This is a genomic window from Hymenobacter persicinus (assembly GCF_004167665.1).
Lineage (GTDB): Bacteria > Bacteroidota > Bacteroidia > Cytophagales > Hymenobacteraceae > Hymenobacter > Hymenobacter persicinus.
The window spans coordinates 1-17,226 of sequence record NZ_SEWE01000006.1 but is presented as its reverse complement, the minus strand read 5'-3'; the positions used below and the strand labels follow the sequence as shown (position 1 = coordinate 17,226).

At 64.5% G+C, this 17,226-nt stretch carries 11 protein-coding genes; 3 read left to right on the top strand and 8 right to left on the bottom strand.

The features are described 5' to 3' along the window. Positions 1 to 25 precede the first annotated feature (25 nt). The 6 genes from EWM57_RS04245 to pseC are packed head-to-tail and all read right to left on the bottom strand — an operon-like array spanning position 26 to position 5,935. Complete coding sequence (locus EWM57_RS04245; protein ID WP_242509977.1) at positions 26 to 1,312, bottom strand: glycosyltransferase family protein; 1,287 nt, start codon at positions 1,310 to 1,312, stop codon at positions 26 to 28. A gap of 3 nt (positions 1,313 to 1,315) precedes the next feature. Next, on the bottom strand, positions 1,316 to 2,359 hold the full coding sequence (gene pseI, locus EWM57_RS04240) for a pseudaminic acid synthase (RefSeq protein ID WP_129919892.1): 1,044 nt from the start codon (positions 2,357 to 2,359) through the stop codon (positions 1,316 to 1,318). 17 nt (positions 2,360 to 2,376) lie between these two features. After that, a complete protein-coding gene (locus EWM57_RS04235) occupies positions 2,377 to 2,949 on the bottom strand; it encodes a GNAT family N-acetyltransferase (protein WP_129919891.1) in 573 nt (190 codons plus the stop codon). Positions 2,950 to 2,987: 38 nt separating this feature from the next. Further along, positions 2,988 to 3,998 carry a UDP-2,4-diacetamido-2,4,6-trideoxy-beta-L-altropyranose hydrolase gene (gene pseG / locus EWM57_RS04230; RefSeq protein WP_129919890.1) on the bottom strand — a complete coding sequence of 337 codons (1,011 nt, stop codon included), beginning with the start codon at positions 3,996 to 3,998 and terminating at the stop codon, positions 2,988 to 2,990. Between the two features lie 33 nt (positions 3,999 to 4,031). Then, entirely contained in the window at positions 4,032 to 4,775 is a 744-nt protein-coding gene (locus tag EWM57_RS04225; RefSeq protein WP_242509976.1) for a cytidylyltransferase domain-containing protein, read from the bottom strand. After that, positions 4,772 to 5,935: a UDP-4-amino-4,6-dideoxy-N-acetyl-beta-L-altrosamine transaminase gene (gene pseC, locus EWM57_RS04220; protein WP_129919889.1), complete on the bottom strand. Its 1,164-nt coding sequence runs from the start codon at positions 5,933 to 5,935 to the stop codon at positions 4,772 to 4,774. Before pseC ends, EWM57_RS04225 begins: the two co-directional genes overlap by 4 nt. Positions 5,936 to 6,144: 209 nt before the next feature. Here pseC and EWM57_RS04215 point away from each other — a divergent pair, with 209 nt between their 5' ends. Next, positions 6,145 to 9,138 carry a T9SS type A sorting domain-containing protein gene (locus EWM57_RS04215; RefSeq protein ID WP_129919888.1) on the top strand — a complete coding sequence of 998 codons (2,994 nt, stop codon included), beginning with the start codon at positions 6,145 to 6,147 and terminating at the stop codon, positions 9,136 to 9,138. Positions 9,139 to 9,513: 375 nt separating this feature from the next. Then, positions 9,514 to 12,393, top strand: a complete 2,880-nt coding sequence (locus EWM57_RS04210) for a T9SS type A sorting domain-containing protein (protein ID WP_129919887.1) — start codon at positions 9,514 to 9,516, stop codon at positions 12,391 to 12,393. A 74-nt stretch (positions 12,394 to 12,467) separates the two neighbouring features. On the opposite strand, the gene pseB is transcribed toward EWM57_RS04210, so the two are convergent. Further along, the gene (pseB, locus tag EWM57_RS04205) at positions 12,468 to 13,487 is read right to left on the bottom strand and encodes a UDP-N-acetylglucosamine 4,6-dehydratase (inverting) (RefSeq protein ID WP_129919886.1); all 1,020 of its coding nucleotides are present in this window, start codon (positions 13,485 to 13,487) and stop codon (positions 12,468 to 12,470) included. Between the two features lie 259 nt (positions 13,488 to 13,746). On the opposite strand from pseB, the gene EWM57_RS04200 reads away from it, so the two are divergent. Continuing rightward, a complete protein-coding gene (locus EWM57_RS04200; RefSeq protein ID WP_129919885.1) occupies positions 13,747 to 15,582 on the top strand; it encodes a hypothetical protein in 1,836 nt (611 codons plus the stop codon). 15 nt (positions 15,583 to 15,597) lie between these two features. Here the strand turns inward: EWM57_RS04200 and EWM57_RS04195 are convergent, their stop codons facing one another. Continuing rightward, complete coding sequence (locus EWM57_RS04195; RefSeq protein WP_242509975.1) at positions 15,598 to 16,896, bottom strand: glycosyltransferase family 4 protein; 1,299 nt, start codon at positions 16,894 to 16,896, stop codon at positions 15,598 to 15,600. Between the last annotated feature and the right edge of the window lie 330 nt (positions 16,897 to 17,226).

Sequence of the window (17,226 nt, the reverse complement as noted above, 5' to 3'; positions counted from 1 at the left end):
TTTCGCGGCGGGCGCGGAGTCGTGTTTACCCTAGCCACTCACCAAGCAGGCGTAGGGCCCGCCGCTGGCTGTGGCCTTCGTCCGGGGTGCCCAGCGTGGCGTTGTAGTAGGCGGCGCGCCGGTACTGGTCGGCGGGCTTATGCTGCTGGTACTGCCGCAGCAGGGCCGTCAGCTCGGGCAGGGAATGGGCGCGGTCGACCAGGCCGTGGGCCACGTAGCCGTAGTAGTCGTCGGCAATGGCGTGGGCGCCGAAGCGGTAGTAGATGCTCACCACGTTCAGCAGGGTGGCTTCGAGGTGGGTGCTGGTGTCGGCAGCAATCAGGGCGTCCTGCTCGCGCAGAAACTCGAACACGTTTTGCCGACGAGCATCCGAAAACCGCAGCTGCGGGTGCTTGCGCCGCAAAAACGTGAAGTCGCGCCGGTCGGAGGGGTGGGCCCGGAACGTGAAGTTCAGGTCTGGGAACGTGCCGAGCAGATGGTCGACAGCGGCCGCAATGGCGTCGGTAGCATCGAGCACGTTGCAGGCCATCCCCACGCGCTGCACGGTGGGGTGCTGGTTTTTTTGAGCCAGAAAGGCGTCGGCCTTGGGCATCCCGACCAGTTCCACCCGGCCCAGCACCGGCCCGCACTGCCGGTACTTGTCCAGCGCGTCCTGGCCTTCGAGCAAGCTCAGATCAAAGCTCAGGGGCGGGAAGTTGGTGCTCACGCTGGCGTGCTGCACGTAGGCCGTGGGTACGCCGCAGGCGCGGGCGGCCAGTAGCAAGGCCCGGGAGTCGTCGTTATGGTCGTTGGCGAAGATGATGGCCCGGGGCCGGTAGTGGCGCAGAGCCCGCCCGTACACCTCGTAGTAGCCCACGGCGTTGAAAATCAGGTCGAAAAAGCGCCAGGCCCGCCGACCCTCGGTGCGTAGCAGCGCCGCCAGTACCAGCGGAAACTGCCAGTAGTAGAGCAGCTTGCGGCGCAGGGAAAGGCGGTTGACCACCGCGTTGTAGCGCCCGATTTCTTTGCTCTGGCCCGCTACCAGCACGCTGTCGGGCCGGGCCTCGCGGATGAATTGCAGGGCCTCGTAGTTGTTCTGGCTCACCACGTACAGCCACACGGCCCCGCGCAGCTGCTCGGGGTTCTGGATGAGCCGAAACACGTTGCCCACGAGGCGTACCACGGCGTAGCCGAGCACTTTGAGCAGGCGACGCCAGGGGCTGGTGGGCGAAATCGGGTCCAGAATCGGCTCGGGCAACGACGAAAATAGGTCGGTGAAGCGCAGCTGGAGCTGGTTGCGGACCCGCTCGGCCGCTTCGGCTACGAGTGCCATCCGCTACAGGGCCTCCCAGTTCAGGGGCTGGCCCGCGCGCAGGTTTTGCCGGGCCGGCTTGCCCAGCAGCTGGTCGTAATAGCGCGGGGGCAGCCCGTCGCCGGGGCGCACCACGCGCAGGTTTTCCCTGGTAAAAATCTGGCCGGCGGCAATGTCCTGGGCCACGTAGAGGGAGCGTTTGTAGAGGCGGCTATTCTGCTCGGCCCGCTGAATGCCGTACTGAATCTGCCCCAAAGCCTGCCAGGCCCGCTCGGTTTCGGTTACCAGCAAGGCTACTTCCTCGGGCTCCAGGGAAAAGGCCGAATCCACGCCGCCGTCGGCGCGGCGCAGCGTGACGTGCTTTTCCACCACGCTGGCGCCCAGGGCCACGGCGGCCACGGCCGCGCCCACGCCCATCGTGTGGTCGGAGAGGCCAATGACGCACTCGGGGAAGAGCTGGGCCAAGTGGGGAATGGTGCGCAGGTTGGTGTTCTGGGGCGTGGCCGGGTAAGTGCTCGTGCACTTGAGCAACGTCAGGTCGCGGCAGCCGGCTTCGCGCAGAATGGCCACGGCCTCGGCCACTTCGGCCAGAGTACTGGCGCCGGTGCTCATGATGACGGGCTTGCCGGTGGCGGCCACGCGGCGCAGCAGGGGCCAGTCGGTGTTTTCAAAGGAGGCAATCTTGTAGGCCGGCACGTCCAGGGTTTCCAGGAAGTCAACGGCGGTTTCGTCGAAGGGCGAGCTGAAGGCCAGCATGCCGTGCTGCTTGGCGCGGTCAAACAGGGGCTTGTGCCAGTCCCAGGGCGTGTGGGCTTCCTGGTAGAGGTCGTGCAGCTCCCGGCCGTACCAGAGCGAGTTGGGGTCCTCGATGCGGTGCACGCCGGGCAGCGTCATCGTGTCGGCGGTGTAGGTCTGGAGCTTGATGGCGTGGGCGCCGGCCGCGGCCATGGCATCCACGATGGCCAAGCCGCGGCTTAGGTCCTGGTTGTGGTTGCCGCTGAGTTCAGCAATGATAAACGGGGGCTGGTCGGGGCCGATGAGGCGGCCGCCAAGGGAATGAGTTGCCATAAACGAAGGCGGGGGCGTTAAGCGAATTCGGGAAAGAAAGCCGGGTTGAAGCAGGCCACCAGCAGGCGGTCCACGGGCTGATTATCGACCAGGTAATGGCCTTTGAGGCGACCTTCCTCAACCCAGCCGGCGCGGGTGTAGGCTTTGTAGGAACTCTGGTTGGTTTCGAACATGCCCCCAAACAGCTTGCGCAGGCCAAACTCTTCGAAGGCAATGGCGTTGCCCAGCCGGATGGCGTCCACAGCCAACCCCTGACCGTGAAAGCGCCGGTCGCCGATAAGCACCACGAGGTCCGAAATCTTGTGGTCGTGGTTGATCGGGCCGAGCTTGATGGTGCCGATGCAGGCCTGGCTGGCCCGGTCGACGATGGCAAACACGTAGCTCGTACCGGCCGCAATGCCCTGGTTGATGTTGGCCAGCAGCGACTCCCGGGTGTGGGTCTGGCGGGAGTTGGTGTAGAAGCGCATCAGGTCTTCGTCCTGAAACCAGCTCAGGAAAGCATCGTCGATGTCGGCGGGCTTGAGGCTGCGCAGCTCCAGGCGCTCAGAAACGTAGGGCTTGCTCAGGTGAATCAGGTCGGTTTCTTCCATAGCGTAAAGATAACCGACTCCGGAGCACAATTGCGGACTTAGCGCGGCAGCAGGCGCGCAAATTCGGCCCGCAGCCGCTCGGGCACCAGCTGCCGCACGTAAGGCACCCGGGGTTCGTGGCCTAGCCAGTGCAAGCCACGCAGCAGCGCCTGGCCCAGTTCCTCATCCGAGAGGGCCGGGAAGTCGCCGAGGGAAAAGGCCTGCTGCCGGCCGTGCGCGTAGGCGGCCAAAGGCTGTTGGTTACCAACGAAGTAGCCCGTCAGCGCCGCTTTGCCCAGCACCAGGCTTTCAATCAGTATCGTGCTGGCCGGACACACCACGGCCTGATAGTGTTGGAGCAGCGTCACCATGTCGGGAGCCGGGGCATTCTGGTAGAAGCGCACGGCCTTGCCGGGAAAGGCGGCCGCCAAGTTGTGCAGGGCCTCGGCGTGGGGAAACGCGCTGCCCGTCAGCACGCCTACTTCCTGCAATTCGGGCAGCGTGAGCAGCACGGCCAGGCAGCGGGCGGTAAGCTGCAAGGGGTCGGCGCCGCCGAAGCAAAGCAGAGTGCTGATAATAGGCGCGGGTGGAGCCGGCGGGTGGGCTGCCGCCAGGAAGGGGGCGCGCAGCAAGGAGTATTCGGGGCCCAGACAAAACCGGGTGTGGCGGGCCGCCTGGTAGTCGGCCACCGTGATGCCGGGGGAGTGGTTGATGACTAGGTCCACGGCCATGGGCCACGCGTGCAAATCGTCGATGGCCACCAGGCGGCAGCCGCTGGCGGCCAGGGTTTGCTGATAATGGGTATCGAAGCCGTAGCCATCAAGCACCACGATATCGGTGGGGCCCAACTCAGCGGCCAGGGCGGCAGCTTCGGCGGCGGGCTCCCGCACTGGCAACTCCCAGAGCTGCCGGCCGCTTTGGGCTACCAGCTCCCGCACGGCCGGGGCGGGCGCCTGGATGGCCACGAAGCCCGGCGCCAGCGGCCCCACGATGTCGGCTAGGGCCAGGGAGCGAACCAGGTGGCCCAGGCCAATGGTGGAGTTGCCGTCGGCCCGGAAAATGAGGCGCATAGAAGGGGAGTAGGCCGGGCGCGACAAGGCGCCTCAGCGGGTGAAATCGTACTTTTTCTGCTCCGTGCCGGCATTCAGGGCCACCAGTTCGGGGTGCTGGTTCAGTAGCTCAATCAGCGCATCAGTGGTAAGCGCATCGGCGTGGTACTGCTCGAGCAGGGTGCGCAGCAGGGTGAAGTCTTCGGCCGTATCCAGGGTTAGGCGCAGCTGGCTGGCGTCGGGCTGCCGGGTCACCTGCTCGATGACGACTGTGCCCGAGCGGTTCTGGTGGATGTAGGGCGTCACGTGTTCCCGGTCGGAGGCGCTGCGGGCGTGCTGCTGGGCCTGTTCAAGCAGGGCAAACGAGAAAACCTCGAAGTCGAGGCCCCGGGGAAAGGTGCGCTCCAGTCCGTTGGAAATGTAGAGCTGCGGATTGCCGGCGGCCACGTACCGGTCCACGGCCGCACGAATCAGGCCGGCGTCGAGCAGGGGGCAGTCGGAGGTGACGCGCACAATGACGTCGAGGCCGAAGTGGCGGGCCGTTGCGTAGTAGCGGCCCAGCACGTCGTCGGTGCTGCCGCGGTAGCAGGGCACGCCCAGGGCGGCGGCGTGCTGCTCGATGGCGTCGTCTTCGGGCCCAGTGGTAGTGGCAATGTAAATGGGCAGGCCGCTGCCGCGCAGCCGCTCGACGTGGTAGGCGAGCATGCTCTGGCCGCGGGCCGTGAGCAGGACCTTGCCCGGCAGGCGGGTACTGCCCATACGGGCCTGGGTGATGATGCCGGGCGTGCTCATAATCATGCTACAAACTCCAGAATACAGTCGATGACGTACTGCTGCTCCTCGTCGGTGAGGGCCGGGAACATCGGAATGCTCAGGCACTGGTCGTAATAGGCTTCGGCCTGCGGGAAGTCGCCGGGTTTCCAGCCCAGCTCCTGGTAGTAAGGCATGGTGTGCACCGGAATGTAATGGACCTGGGCAAAGATCTGCTTGGTGCGCAGGAAGTCGTAGAGGCCCTTGCGGTCGGCCACCCGAATCACGTACAGGTGGTAGGCGTGGCCCGGCGTGGCGGCCAGCGGGCGCACGGCGGGCACTGCCGCAAAGGCCGCATCGTAGCGGACGGCCAGCTGGCGGCGGCGGGCCAGGCCCTCGTCGGCGCGGCTGAGCTGACTGATGCCCAGGGCGGTAAGGATATCGGAAATGCGGTAGTTGTAGCCCAGGGTCTGCATTTCCATGTACCAGCCCCCGTCGTGGCGGTGCATCTGGGCCGGGTCTTTCGTGATGCCGTGGGTGCGCAGCACGAGCAGCTTTTCGTAGAGGTCGGCGCGGTTGGTTGTAATCATGCCGCCTTCGCCGGTAGCAATGTGCTTGACGGGGTGAAACGAGAAGATGGCCAAGTCGGCCAGCTGCCCGTTGCCGCATCCCTGCTGCTGCCCGGCGCTATCCTCGAAAAAGCCGCCGGGGGCGTGGCAGGCATCCTCAATAATCCAGAGGCCAAACTCGTCGGCCAGCTTTCGGGCTTCCTCCAAATGAACGGGCAGGCCAGCGAAGTCCACCGGAATCAGGCCGTGGAAGTAGCCTTTGGGGTGGCTTTCCAGCAGGCGGCGCACCTGCGCCAGGTCAATCAGGGCCGTGGCCGGGTCGATATCGGCAAAGTGCACCTCGCCGCCGCAGTAGAGCACGCAGTTGGCCGAGGCGGCAAAGGTGATGGGCGTGGTGATGACGCGCTGCCCGGGCTGCACGCCCAACGCCAGGGCGCACAGGTGCAGGGCCGCCGTGCCATTGCTGACGGCCACCGCGTACCGGGCCCCAATGTAGGCGGCAAACTTTGCCTCAAATTCGGCCACTTTCGGGCCCTGGGTCAGAAAGTCGGAGCGCAGGGTTTCGGCAACGGCCTGGATATCCTCCTCCGTGATGTGCTGGCGGCCATAAGGAATAGGATGCGAGGGCTGAAAAGACATAGGGCGGGGCAAAGAAAAGCGGATGAAGCGCCCCCAAACTACCGGGCTAGACCGACGGCTGGGGCTGGCGCAAATATAACGGACCGCGCACTCCGGGCCGGGGGCAGGGCTCAGTTAAGCAAACAGCAAATAAATCTTAAAGGCAGGGTGCTAGGCGACTATCTTTGTTTTCTATTTCTGGTTTGCCATTCAATTTTATCCTTCTTCGTATGAAAAGAATCTTTACAGGATTTTTAGCGCTTCTTTGCTTGGCCTACAGCCCGCTGTTGGCGCAGCGGGAAACCCAAAACTGGCACTTCGGCAACAATGCCGCCCTCAGCTTTGCCACCGGTGGCCCCGTGGCTCTGCCCACCAGCGGCATGGTCACCTACGAAGCGACGGCCACTGTTTCCGATCCGGCCGGCAACCTGCTGTTTTATACCAACAGCGTCAACGTCTGGAATCGGAACCACCAACTGATGACCAACGGCCAGGCCATGGGCGGCCACGAGTCGGCCACGCAGGGCGCCGTGATTGTGCGCGACCCCGGCAACCCCACCCGCTACTACCTGTTTGTGGTGGATGGCTGCGATAACCAGCTGGTTGGGGGACTGAAGTATTCTATCATCGACATGACCCAGCAGGGGGGACTCGGCGCCGTCACGTCGAGAGCCAATCAGCTTTCTTCCTTCCCGGTAACGGAAAAGCTCACAGCCGTGCGTCACCGGAACGGCCGCGACACCTGGATTGTCGTGCACGGCTGGCAGAACAACACTTTTTACGCCTACCTGCTGTCGGCCACCGGCCTTAGCGCACCCGTGGTTACTAACCTGGGGTCTGTGCATAGTGGGGGAGGAGGCAGCTTTGGCAATGCCAATGCCGTGGGCTACCTGAAGGCTTCCCCGGCCGGCAACAAGCTCGCCCTGGCCAAGCGCGACAGCAACTTTGAGCTCTACGATTTCAATAACGCCACCGGCCAGCTGTCGAATTTCGTACCCCTCACGCAGGACTACCGCAGCTACGGGGTGGAGTTTTCGCCCGACGGCTCCCGGTTGTACGGCACCACGCTCGATGGCAACCGAATCTACCAGTATAACCTGCTGGCGGGCTCCGGAACGGCCATTGCGGCATCCGCTACCCTCGTTGGCACCACTGCTTCCGGAAGCGCCTACGCCGGGGCTCTGCAGCTGGCCTCCGACGGGAAAATCTACTTGGCTATTTACAATAGTGCGGCGCTGGGCGTAATCAACTCCCCGAATGCACTGGGTGCTGCCTGCGGTTACCAAAACAACGGACCTACCCTCGGCGGCCGGCTGAGCCAGCTGGGTTTGCCCAACTTTCCCAACGCCTTCGTGCAAAACGAATGGACCGGGGCCGTCAGCCCTGACTACACGGAGGCGGCCAACTGGAGTGCCCGCTACGTGCCCGGCAGCACCGACGACGTCGTTATTCGCGCCACTGCTACGCGCATGCCCGTGCTGACGACCAGCGCCGCCGTCCGCCGCTTTACGGTTGAGAGCGGGGCCTCCATGACAGTCGATGGAACATTTGCCGTGAACGGAGACCTAGTTAACCAGGGCAGCTTCGGAGGCCAGGGAGAGCTCCAGGTTGTGCAAGCCGGAGCCCACAGCATAGGTGGCAATCAGTTTAGCATTCGAAACCTGACTGTCGGTACTGGGGCGCCTACTACGCTGACGGGCAGTGCCCGGATTACGGGCGTGCTGGCCCTCAGTGCCAACCTGACGACGAACGGCAACCAACTGACGCTAGGCTCGGATGCTGCCGGCACGGCCATGGTCGTCAACACTGGTTCGGCAGAGGTAGTGGGCGCCGTCACGGTGCAGCGCTACCTTGCCCCCAGACTCAATGCCACGCTCGGCTACCGTCATTTTTCCGCCCCGGTGCGCAACACGACCTTGGGCGACTTGGCGACGCCGGAGTTCAGTCCGGTCTTTAACCCGGGGTATAACACGGCCGCCGTGCCGGGGTTGGTTACGCCTTTCCCCACGGTGTACAGCTACGACCAGCAACGGCTCGTAACGGCGGCCACGCTCACCAACACCGGTTTTGTGGCCGGCTTTCTTTCGCCGGCCGGCCCAACTGATGCCATGACGCCCGGCTTGGGCTACACCGTGAATATGGGAACGGCCTCGCCCGTCGACTTCGTAGGCACGCTCAACAATGGCAACCTCACCCGTGGCAACTTGTTGCGCAACACGGAGGCGGACGGCGGCTGGCACTTTCTCGGCAACCCTTACCCGGCCCCCCTCGACTGGGAACTGACGTATGCCGGAGCCACCAACCTGCTCAATTCGGTGTACGTGTTCAAATCCACGGGGCAGTACGACGGCAGCTACGACAGCTACGTCAACGGCGTGGGCGCGGCCCGTTACATTGCTTCCAGTCAAGGTTTTTTTGTGCGCGTAGCTGCTGCGGGAGACGTTGGTAGCCTGACGTTTACCAATGCCGCCCGACTCACGTCTTACCTGAGTCCGGAATTCAACCGTCCTGCAGCGGAAGCGCGTCCTCTGGTGCAGCTGGATTTGGTGAGTGGTTCGCGGCATGACGCTACCCACGTCTATTTCGAGCAGGGAGCTACGGTGGGTTTCGACGCCGGATTTGATGCGTACAAAATCACCACGGGCGAAGTGCCGGCGCTTTGGGTGCAAAGCACGAAGGACGCTCTGTCGATTAGTGGCTTGCCGGTTGGGCAGTCCGTTGCCGGCGTGACGGTACCGCTGGGGATATACGTGCCGCAGGCGGGTGCCTATACCCTGCAGCCCGTGCGGGTGCTGAATCTGCCGGCGGGCACCACGGTGTATTTGCACGACAACCAGACGGGTGCTGTAGTTGACCTGCAGCAGGTACCGACCTACACGTTCAGCACTACCGCCGCCCTGCAAAGCACCACCCGCTTTGCATTGCGGTTTGCCCCGCGCCATGCGCTGGCCAGTTCACGGGCGCAGCTAGAGGCGCAGGTTGTGCTATTTCCAAACCCGGCCCAGGAACAGGTATCCCTGCTTTTACCAGAACTCGTGCAACAGCCGGTTACCCTATTGTTGATCAATGCGCTGGGACAGACTGTTCGGGAGCAAAAGGTGCCGGCAGGCTCGCGTAAAACAACTCCCGTAACGCTGCCCTTGGGGGGAGTAGCCAAGGGGGTATACACGCTGCGGGTCCGCGGCGCTGCCATAGTAATCAGCAAGAAGCTGGTAGTCGAGTAAGCTGCCGGCCGGTCTGGCTGGAATGCAAAAGAGGCGCTGTATTGCTCAGCGCCTCTTTTGCATTCCAGCACGCAGCCAAATGCCTTGACCTGTTCAGGCAGCCGCTACCTCGTTCGGCAGCCATTCTATCCAGTAGTCTGGTGGAGCGTTACAGCGGATAATTTTCGTTTGCCTGCGCCGCGCGTACCTGGTATCGGGCGGCTTCAAGCTCCAGAAGTGAAAGTTATGCCGGCATCAAACAGCTTGCGTAGCCCGCACTCCTGCGGCTTTTCGGACTAAGCTGGCTAGCAAATCCGTTGATTACCCGTAAATTTGGCTGGGCAACTGTATCTGGCCGCGAAAAGATAGCCGAAGACAGTTGCAGCAGCGGAGCCTATGAAGCATTGGTTTACTCTTTTTTGGTGCTGTCTGCTCTCGTTTGGCGCTGCGGCTCAGCAGGAAAGCCGAAACTGGTATTTCGGCAACAACGCGGGCCTCACCTTCACCAACGGCGTGCCGGCGGCCGTCAGCGGTGCCCGCGTCGGCTACGAGTCGACGGCGGCAGTGTCGGATGCGGCGGGCCGGCTGCTGTTTTATACCAACAGCGTCGACGTCTGGGACCGGAACCACCAGCCCATGCTCAACGGCCAGAACATCGGCGGGCACGAGTCGGCGGCCCAGGGCGCGGTCATTGTGCGGCACCCGGGCAATGCCAGCCAGTACTTTATCTTCGTCACCGACGGCTGCGACAATTACCTGACCGGGGGCCTGAAGTATGCCCTGGTCGACATGACCCGGCAGAAACGGGCCGGGGCGGTGGTGTCGCGGGGTAATCAGCTGCTCGGCCTGCCGGTGGCCGAAAAAGTGACGGCCGTGCGCCACCACAACGGCCGCGACACCTGGATTATCGTGCACGGCTGGGAAACCAACGCCTTTTACGCCTATCTGCTTTCCCCCACCGGCATTGCCGAAACGCCGGTTATCAGCACCGTCGGCTCCGTGCACAAGGGTGGCAGCGGAGCTTTTCACAATGCCAATGCCGTGGGCTACATGAAAGCTTCCGCCGACGGCAGCCGACTGGCCCTGGCCAAACGGGACAGCAACTTCGAGCTTTTTGACTTCGACAACGCCACCGGGCAGCTTGCCAATCCCATCACCCTGCCCCAGTTCTACCGTAGCTACGGCGTAGAATTTTCCGCCGATGGCGCCTACCTGTACGGTTCGACCCTGAACGGCAACTGCATCTACCAGTTCGACCTGCGGGCCGCCACGCCCGCCGCCCTCGTGGCTTCGGCCACGCTGGTAGGCAGCAGCGCCGGCTATGGCTTTGCCGGCGCCCTGCAACGGGGCCCCGACGACCGGATCTACGTGGCGCTCTACAACAGCCACTACATCGGGGTTATCGGGCGGCCCAGTGAGCCCGGCACGGCCTGCGCTTACCAAAACGAGGGCGTGCCGCTGGGCGAAATGGTAAGTCAGCTGGGCCTGCCCAACTTTCCCAACGCTTTTGCCCTCAACGAGTGGACCGGTGCCGCCAGCACGGCCTACGCCGACCCCGGCAACTGGCTGAACGAGGTGGTGCCGGGCGCCCAAGACGACGTGGTTATTCGCGCCGAGGCCGGGCGCATGCCGGTGCTGGAATCGGCCGCCGCCGCCCGCAACTTTACCGTCGAGCCGGGCGCCTCCATGACTAATAATGGCACGCTCACGCTGCGCGGTAACCTGCGCAATGAGGGCCGTTTCGCGGGGGACGGCACGCTGGTAAGTGCCGGAGAGGGTCTGCACCGCTTTGGGGGCAACCTGCTCACGCTGGGCAGCCTGACGGTGGAGCACCCCGCCGAAGTGCAGCTCACCGGCCCCGTCCGCCTCCGGCAGGTATTGACCCTAGATGGCAACCTGCGCACCAACGACCACGCGCTTACGCTGGTTGCGGATGCCGCGGGCTCGGCCCTGGTGGTCAATCAGCGCGGCGCCGTGACGGGCAGCGTGACGGTGCAGCGCTACCTGCCGGCCGCCGCTGGCACGGGTGCGGCTGTTTACCACCTCGCTACGCCCGTGCAGCATCCCCCGCTGGCCAGCCTGGCTTCTACCGCTACGGCGCCCAGCATCTTCACCTACAACGGCAGCACCGCCACCGACTTTAGCAGTGGCTGGCAGGTTTCGGCCCCGGCCGCCACTTTGGTCGGGGGCCAGGGCTACTCGGTTAGCCTGCCGGCCCAAACGGTGAGCTTCGTGGGGGAGCTCAATAACGGTTCCTACGCGGCAACGGGGTTGAGCCGGAGCGCGGGGCCGCAGGCGGGGTGGTGGCTGCTGGGCAATCCGTATCCGGCCCCGATTCTGTGGGACAAAACCTTGGCCGGCGCCGTGGGGTTGGATGACGCGGTGTACGTTTTCAACCCCGCCGGGCCGTTTCCGGGCAGCTACAGCAGCTACGTGCGCGGGGTGGGCGTCAACGGGGGGCGCAACAGCCTTGCCCTGGGGCAGAGCTTTTTCGTGCGCACCAGCCGGCCCGGCACCTCCGGCAGCCTCACCTTTGCCAACGGCGCCCGCCAGACCACCTACGACGCCCCCGCGGCGCCCCCCGACGCGCGGACGCGGCTGCAGCTCGAGTTGCAGGGCGGCGCGGGCACCGACGAGGTTGCCGTTTACTTCGAGGAGCAGGCTTCGGCCGGTTTCGATTCCGGGTTTGATGCCTACAAGCTGGCTGGTACTAATCCGCTGCTGATTTCGGTGCCGGTGGGAGCCGAGCAGCTTGCCATTCAGGGGCTGGCCTCCCTGCAAAGCCAGGACGTGCCGGTGCCGCTGCTGGTGCGCTTGCCCCAGGCCGGGCGCTACACGCTCCGGGCCAGGCAGCTGCTAAACCTGCCCGCGGGCTCGGTGGCCTACCTGCTCGATGCCGAAACCGGACTCAAAGTGGACCTGCGTCAGCAACCCGCCTATACTTTCGCGGCCGCAACGGCCGGGGCCAGCCGTCGGTTCTCGCTGCTGTTCACCGGCCGGCAAACGCTGGCCGTCAGCGGCCCGGACCAGGACTTCTCGCTGTTTCCGAACCCGGCCGAGGGCGAAGCGTGGCTGCAGTTGCCGCCCGGACTGGCCCGCAAAGGCGTGGTGGTGACGCTCTACAACACCCTAGGGCAGGCCGTGCGCGAGTACAAGCTTTCCCCCACGGCTTCCGACGTGGTAAGCCTGTCGTTGATTGGACTCATTGAGGGAATCTATGTCGTGCAGGTGCTCACGGCCCTGGGCAAGATGAACCGCCGCCTGCGCGTCCGGTAAGCTGCGCCAAGACCAAATACAATAGGCCTTCCATTCGATAATGGAAGGCCTTTTAGCTAACAGCGGCGGTGGCGCTACACTTCGAAACCGGCGTCGACGTGGAGGCGGATTTCCTCGCGGATCTGCTCGGCCGACAGCCAATGGTCGTTGTTGGCCGAGTTGTAGTGGAAGCCGTCGGCGACGCGCTTGCCGTCGAAGTGCTTGATGAAATCGTCCACGTTCCAGCGCGAGGTGAAGGGCAGAATCACGTAGTACTTATCGAGTTCCACGGTGCTCAGCGCGTCGGTTTCAGTTATCATTTCTTCGTGCAGCTTCTCGCCGGGCCGGATGCCCACGATGTCCTGCCGGCACTCGGGACCAATGGCCTGGGCCACTTCCGTAATCTTGTACGACGGAATCTTGGGCACGAAAATCTCGCCGCCCCAGGCGTGCTCCAGCGCGTAGAGCACCAGATCCACGCCCTCTTCGAGCGAGATATTGAAGCGCGTCATGTCGGGGTGGGTGATGGGCAGTACGCCGGTGTGGCGGCGCTGCAAAAAGAATGGCACCACCGACCCGCGCGAGCCGATAACGTTGCCGTAGCGCACCACCGAGAAGCGCAGGTCGCGGGCGCCCTTCATGTTGTTGGCAGCCACAAACAGCTTGTCGGAGCAGAGCTTGGTGGCCCCGTACAGGTTGATGGGGGCCGCGGCCTTGTCGGTACTCAGGGCCACCACGTCCTTCACGCCGCAGTCGAGGGCGGCGTTAATCACGTTTTCGGCCCCGAAGATGTTGGTTTTGATGCACTCCATCGGGTTGTACTCGGCGGCGGGCACTTGCTTGAGGGCCGCGGCGTGCACAATCACGTCGATGCCTTCGCAGGCCCGCTTAAGCCGCTCCCCGTCGCGCACGTCGCCGAGGAAGTAGCGGATGGCGGGAAACTTGTCGTGGGGAAACACCTGCGACATTTCGTACTGCTTCAGCTCGTCGCGGGAGAAAACCACCAGGCGCTTCACGTCGGGGAATTGCTCGAAAACCGTGGCAACGAACTGCTTGCCGAAGGAGCCGGTGCCACCGGTCACCAGAATGGATTTGTGATTTAAGTCGAGGGCCATAGGAGGAAAAGTGCCGGGGCCAGGGGGGCTGGCAAAGCGCAAAAGTAGGCATTCTGTGGCTAGTTGTTCGTTGTTGGTTGTTTGTTGTTAGGAGCGGGCACGGAAGCCCGCTGGATGGTTAGTTGTAGCTTTGTCCCGGAAAAATCTGGGCAGCATCCGACCTGGACGGTGCGGCTCGCAAGGGCGTAAGCGCACCTAGCCGAGCCTGGGTGCTTACTTCCGGCAACCAGCAACGAACAACTAACAACGAACAACGAGCATGAAACCGGCACCCGACGCCCCCGTCAAAGTCGTTATCTGGGACCTGGACGACACCTTCTGGCGCGGCACGCTCTCGGAGGGCGCCGTGGAAGTCCTGGCCGACAACCTGGCCCTGGTGCGCGACACCGCCGCCCGGGGCATCGTGCACACCATCGTGTCGAAAAACGACTTTGCCGCCGCCGAGGCCAAGCTCGTCGAGCTGGGCGTCCGGGAGCTGTTCGTGTTTCCCCGGATCAGCTGGCAGCCCAAGGGGCCCATTATCAAGGAACTGCTGGAAAAAATGCAGCTGCGCGCCCCCAACGCCCTGTTTCTCGACGACAACCCCATCAACCGCGCCGAGGCGCTGTTCTACAATCCGGAGCTGCAGGTGGCCGACCCCGCCGACCTGCCCGCGCTGGCCCCGCTCTTGCGCGCCAGCGGCAAGCCCGACCCCACGCTGAGCCGCCTGGAGCAGTACCGGCTGCTGGAGCGCCAGCAGCAGGCCCGCTCCGCGTACCAGGACAACGTGGCCTTCCTGCGCGACTCCCAGGTGCGCATCGAGTTTCGCGAGGGGGCGGCCGTGGCCCCCGACCTGGACCGCATCGAGGAGCTCATCAACCGCTCCAATCAGCTCAACTTCACCAAGCAGCGCGTCACGAAGCAGGAGCTGGCGGCGGGTTTGGCCGACGAGCACCAGCGCTGGGGCACCGTGCGCGTCCACGACCGGTTCGGCGACTACGGCCTGGTGGGGGTGTATTGCCTGGATCAGCGCCTGAATCAGCTTCGTCAGCTCGTGTTTTCCTGCCGGATTCTGCACCTGGGCGTCGAGCAGTTCACCTACGCCTGGCTGGGCTTTCCGGGGCTCGACGTGCAGGGCGAGGTGGCCACCGAGCTCAACGCCACCGACCGGCCCGACTGGATTACGGTGGAAGCCGCCGACGCGGGCAACACGGCCGAAAATGCGCCCGAGGCCGCGCCGGCTGGCCGCCTGCGGGTGTTGCTCAAGGGCGGCTGCGACCTGGGCCAGCTCACGCCCTTTCTGCAGGCCTACCAGCTCGACGTCGTTGAGGAGTTCAACTTCGTGAACGAAAATCAGATTCCGGTCCACTTCGAGCACACCGAGCTGCTGCGCCAGGGCCGGGAGCTGCCCGCGGCCGAGCAACAACGCCTGGCCGCGAGCCTGCCGTTTCTGGGCCGCGAAGCCTACGACACCCGGCTCTGGACCGGGGACTTCGACGCGCTGGTGTATAGCCCCCTGATGGATTACACCCAGGAGCTCTACCGCGAAAAAGCCACGGGCTTGGTCGTGCCCTTCGGCGGCTACCAGAACCTGCTGGCCGTGGACCCCGCCGCTCAGGCCGCCAAGTACGCCCAGCGGCGCTTCCGGGGGCTGGATGAGGAATTCCTGCGCCGGTTTCAGCAGGAGTTTGCCTTCGAGGGCCAGATTTCCCCCGCCCGGTTCTCCGAAAACCTGCGCTGGCTGCGGCAGCAGCTGCCCGCCCACGTGCCCATTTTCCTGCTGAACGGGGCCGAAATCGAGGTGCCCGGCTCCGGCGAAACCGGCGCGGCCCGGCGGCAGGCGCTAATGAACCAGGCCCTGCAGGAATTCGTGGCCACGGCCGCCAACTGCTTCGTGGTCGACGTGCGCGGCTTTGTGCGCACCCCGGCCGACGTGACCAACAACCTGCGCCACTACCAGCGTCCGCACTACCGCACCCTGGCCCAGGGCGTGGCCGAGGCCATCAGCGCCTGGCACGGGCAGCAGCTGGCCCGCTCCCCCTGGGCCGACTGGCGGGCCCGGCTGGCCAGCCGCGTGCCGGGCAAGCTGCGCGGGGTCTGGGAAAAGCTGCGGTAAAAGGGCCGAAACAGGCTAGGGGCGCCGAATCAGCTTGGTGAGGCGCTCAGTGAGGGCGCGGCGGGAGTAGCGCGAGTGGTTCAGGGCCGGCAAATCCAGGTTCGGGTTCAGCCGCCAGGCCGCCACCTGGGCTTCCAGGTACTCGAGCATGTCGCCGTAGGCCACGTAGGCAAAGGCCCGGCCCGCCCCGCACTCTTCCAGCAGCGTGTCGGCGTCGGAGCCCACGGGACCGACGCAGATGATGGGTTTGTTGGCGGCCAGGTACTCGAACACCTTGCCGGGCAGGATGCCGAAGTTGTGGTCGACGTCGGGAATGGCCATCAGCAGCACCGTGGAGCGCAGCAAATAGCCCACCGACTGCTCGTGGGGCACGAAGGGAATAAATTCGGTGCGGGCACTGAGTTCGTGGTCGTGAATCAGCTCCTGCACCCCGGCCGATACCTTGCCCACGAAGCGCAGGCGCAGGTTCACGTCAGGGTGGCGGCGGCTGCACTCCCCGCAGGCGGCCAAGAACAGCTCGATGTGGTAGATTTCCGAAATCGTGCCCGTGTGCGTTATCAGCAGCGAATCCGTAGGCGGTGCCGACGGCTCGCGGAAGTCACTCTCGTCGTAGCCGTTGGGCAGCACGTGAAACTTGCCGGCCGTGAGCTTCGCCGACTTGCCCAGCAGCAGCCGCTTGGTGTCGGGGCTCGTGACCAGCACCTCGTCGGCCTGCTCCAGCACCTGGCGCTCGTACCACTCGTCGAGCCAGCGGGCCGGGGCGGTCTGGTTGAGCTCCTTGGAGTAGTAGATGTCGGTCCAGGGGTCGCGCAGGTCGGCCAGCCAGCGCAGGCCGTAACGCTTTTTCAGCGCCAGCCCAATCAGCTGGGTGGAGTGGGGCGGGCTGCTGGTGAGCACCGCATCGAAGGTTTCGCCGGCGCGCAGCAGCCCGGCCACGGCCCGCAGTACGTGGGCGTTCCAGCCCCGGCGCGGGTCGGGAATAAATACGTTGCCGCGCACAAACTTGAAAAAGCGCTGCTGGAAGCTGGTCTTGCTTTCGTTGGCAAAGCCGCCGTAGGGAATCTGCTGGCGGCCGGTGAGCTTTTTATAGGAGCCGAAGGGCTCGGAAGTGTCCGTGCGAATCACCCGGACGGAAGCCGGAATTTCGGCCGCCAACGACTCGTCGAGCACGGGGTAGGCGCCCCGGTCCGGGTCCACGGTTATCACCGTGCACTCCACGCCGAAGGACGGCAGGTGCTTCACAAACTTCAACGTCCGCTGCACGCCCGCGCCCCCGGAGGGCGGCCAGTAATACGTAATAACGAGCAGGCGCATAGCTGAGGCGGGAGCAGAGTTGGGGCGTTTGGCGGGGCGAAGGTAAGCAGCCGCCCCGGTTTGCGGGGGCTGCGTGAATTATTGGGGGCAAAAAGGCTGTTTCCCCCTAACTTGCGGAGGATGCCGTATGCCCTCGGGCCCGGGCGCTTCGCTGCCCGTTCCCCATCCTTTATTTCTACCCTACTGCCGATGAAGTCCGTTTCTACTCCTGCCTTCCCCGAGCCCACCGGCCGGGTGGCGGGCCCCGCCCTGGGGCGCCGCTCGTTTCTGTTTTACAGTGGGGCCAGCGTGGCACTGGGTAGCCTGTGGCTGGCCGGCTGCACCAAAAAA

Coding starts and splice junctions, on each gene's coding strand:
- EWM57_RS04225 (WP_242509976.1), bottom strand. CDS start 4,775: ATGATTATGAGCACGCCCGGCATCATCACCCAGGCCCGTATGGGCAGT.
- pseI (WP_129919892.1), bottom strand. CDS start 2,359: ATGGCAACTCATTCCCTTGGCGGCCGCCTCATCGGCCCCGACCAGCCC.
- EWM57_RS04195 (WP_242509975.1), bottom strand. CDS start 16,896: ATGCGCCTGCTCGTTATTACGTATTACTGGCCGCCCTCCGGGGGCGCG.
- pseB (WP_129919886.1), bottom strand. CDS start 13,487: ATGGCCCTCGACTTAAATCACAAATCCATTCTGGTGACCGGTGGCACC.
- EWM57_RS04215 (WP_129919888.1), top strand. CDS start 6,145: ATGAAAAGAATCTTTACAGGATTTTTAGCGCTTCTTTGCTTGGCCTAC.
- EWM57_RS04210 (WP_129919887.1), top strand. CDS start 9,514: ATGAAGCATTGGTTTACTCTTTTTTGGTGCTGTCTGCTCTCGTTTGGC.
- pseC (WP_129919889.1), bottom strand. CDS start 5,935: ATGTCTTTTCAGCCCTCGCATCCTATTCCTTATGGCCGCCAGCACATC.
- EWM57_RS04235 (WP_129919891.1), bottom strand. CDS start 2,949: ATGGAAGAAACCGACCTGATTCACCTGAGCAAGCCCTACGTTTCTGAG.
- EWM57_RS04245 (WP_242509977.1), bottom strand. CDS start 1,312: ATGGCACTCGTAGCCGAAGCGGCCGAGCGGGTCCGCAACCAGCTCCAG.
- EWM57_RS04200 (WP_129919885.1), top strand. CDS start 13,747: ATGAAACCGGCACCCGACGCCCCCGTCAAAGTCGTTATCTGGGACCTG.
- pseG (WP_129919890.1), bottom strand. CDS start 3,998: ATGCGCCTCATTTTCCGGGCCGACGGCAACTCCACCATTGGCCTGGGC.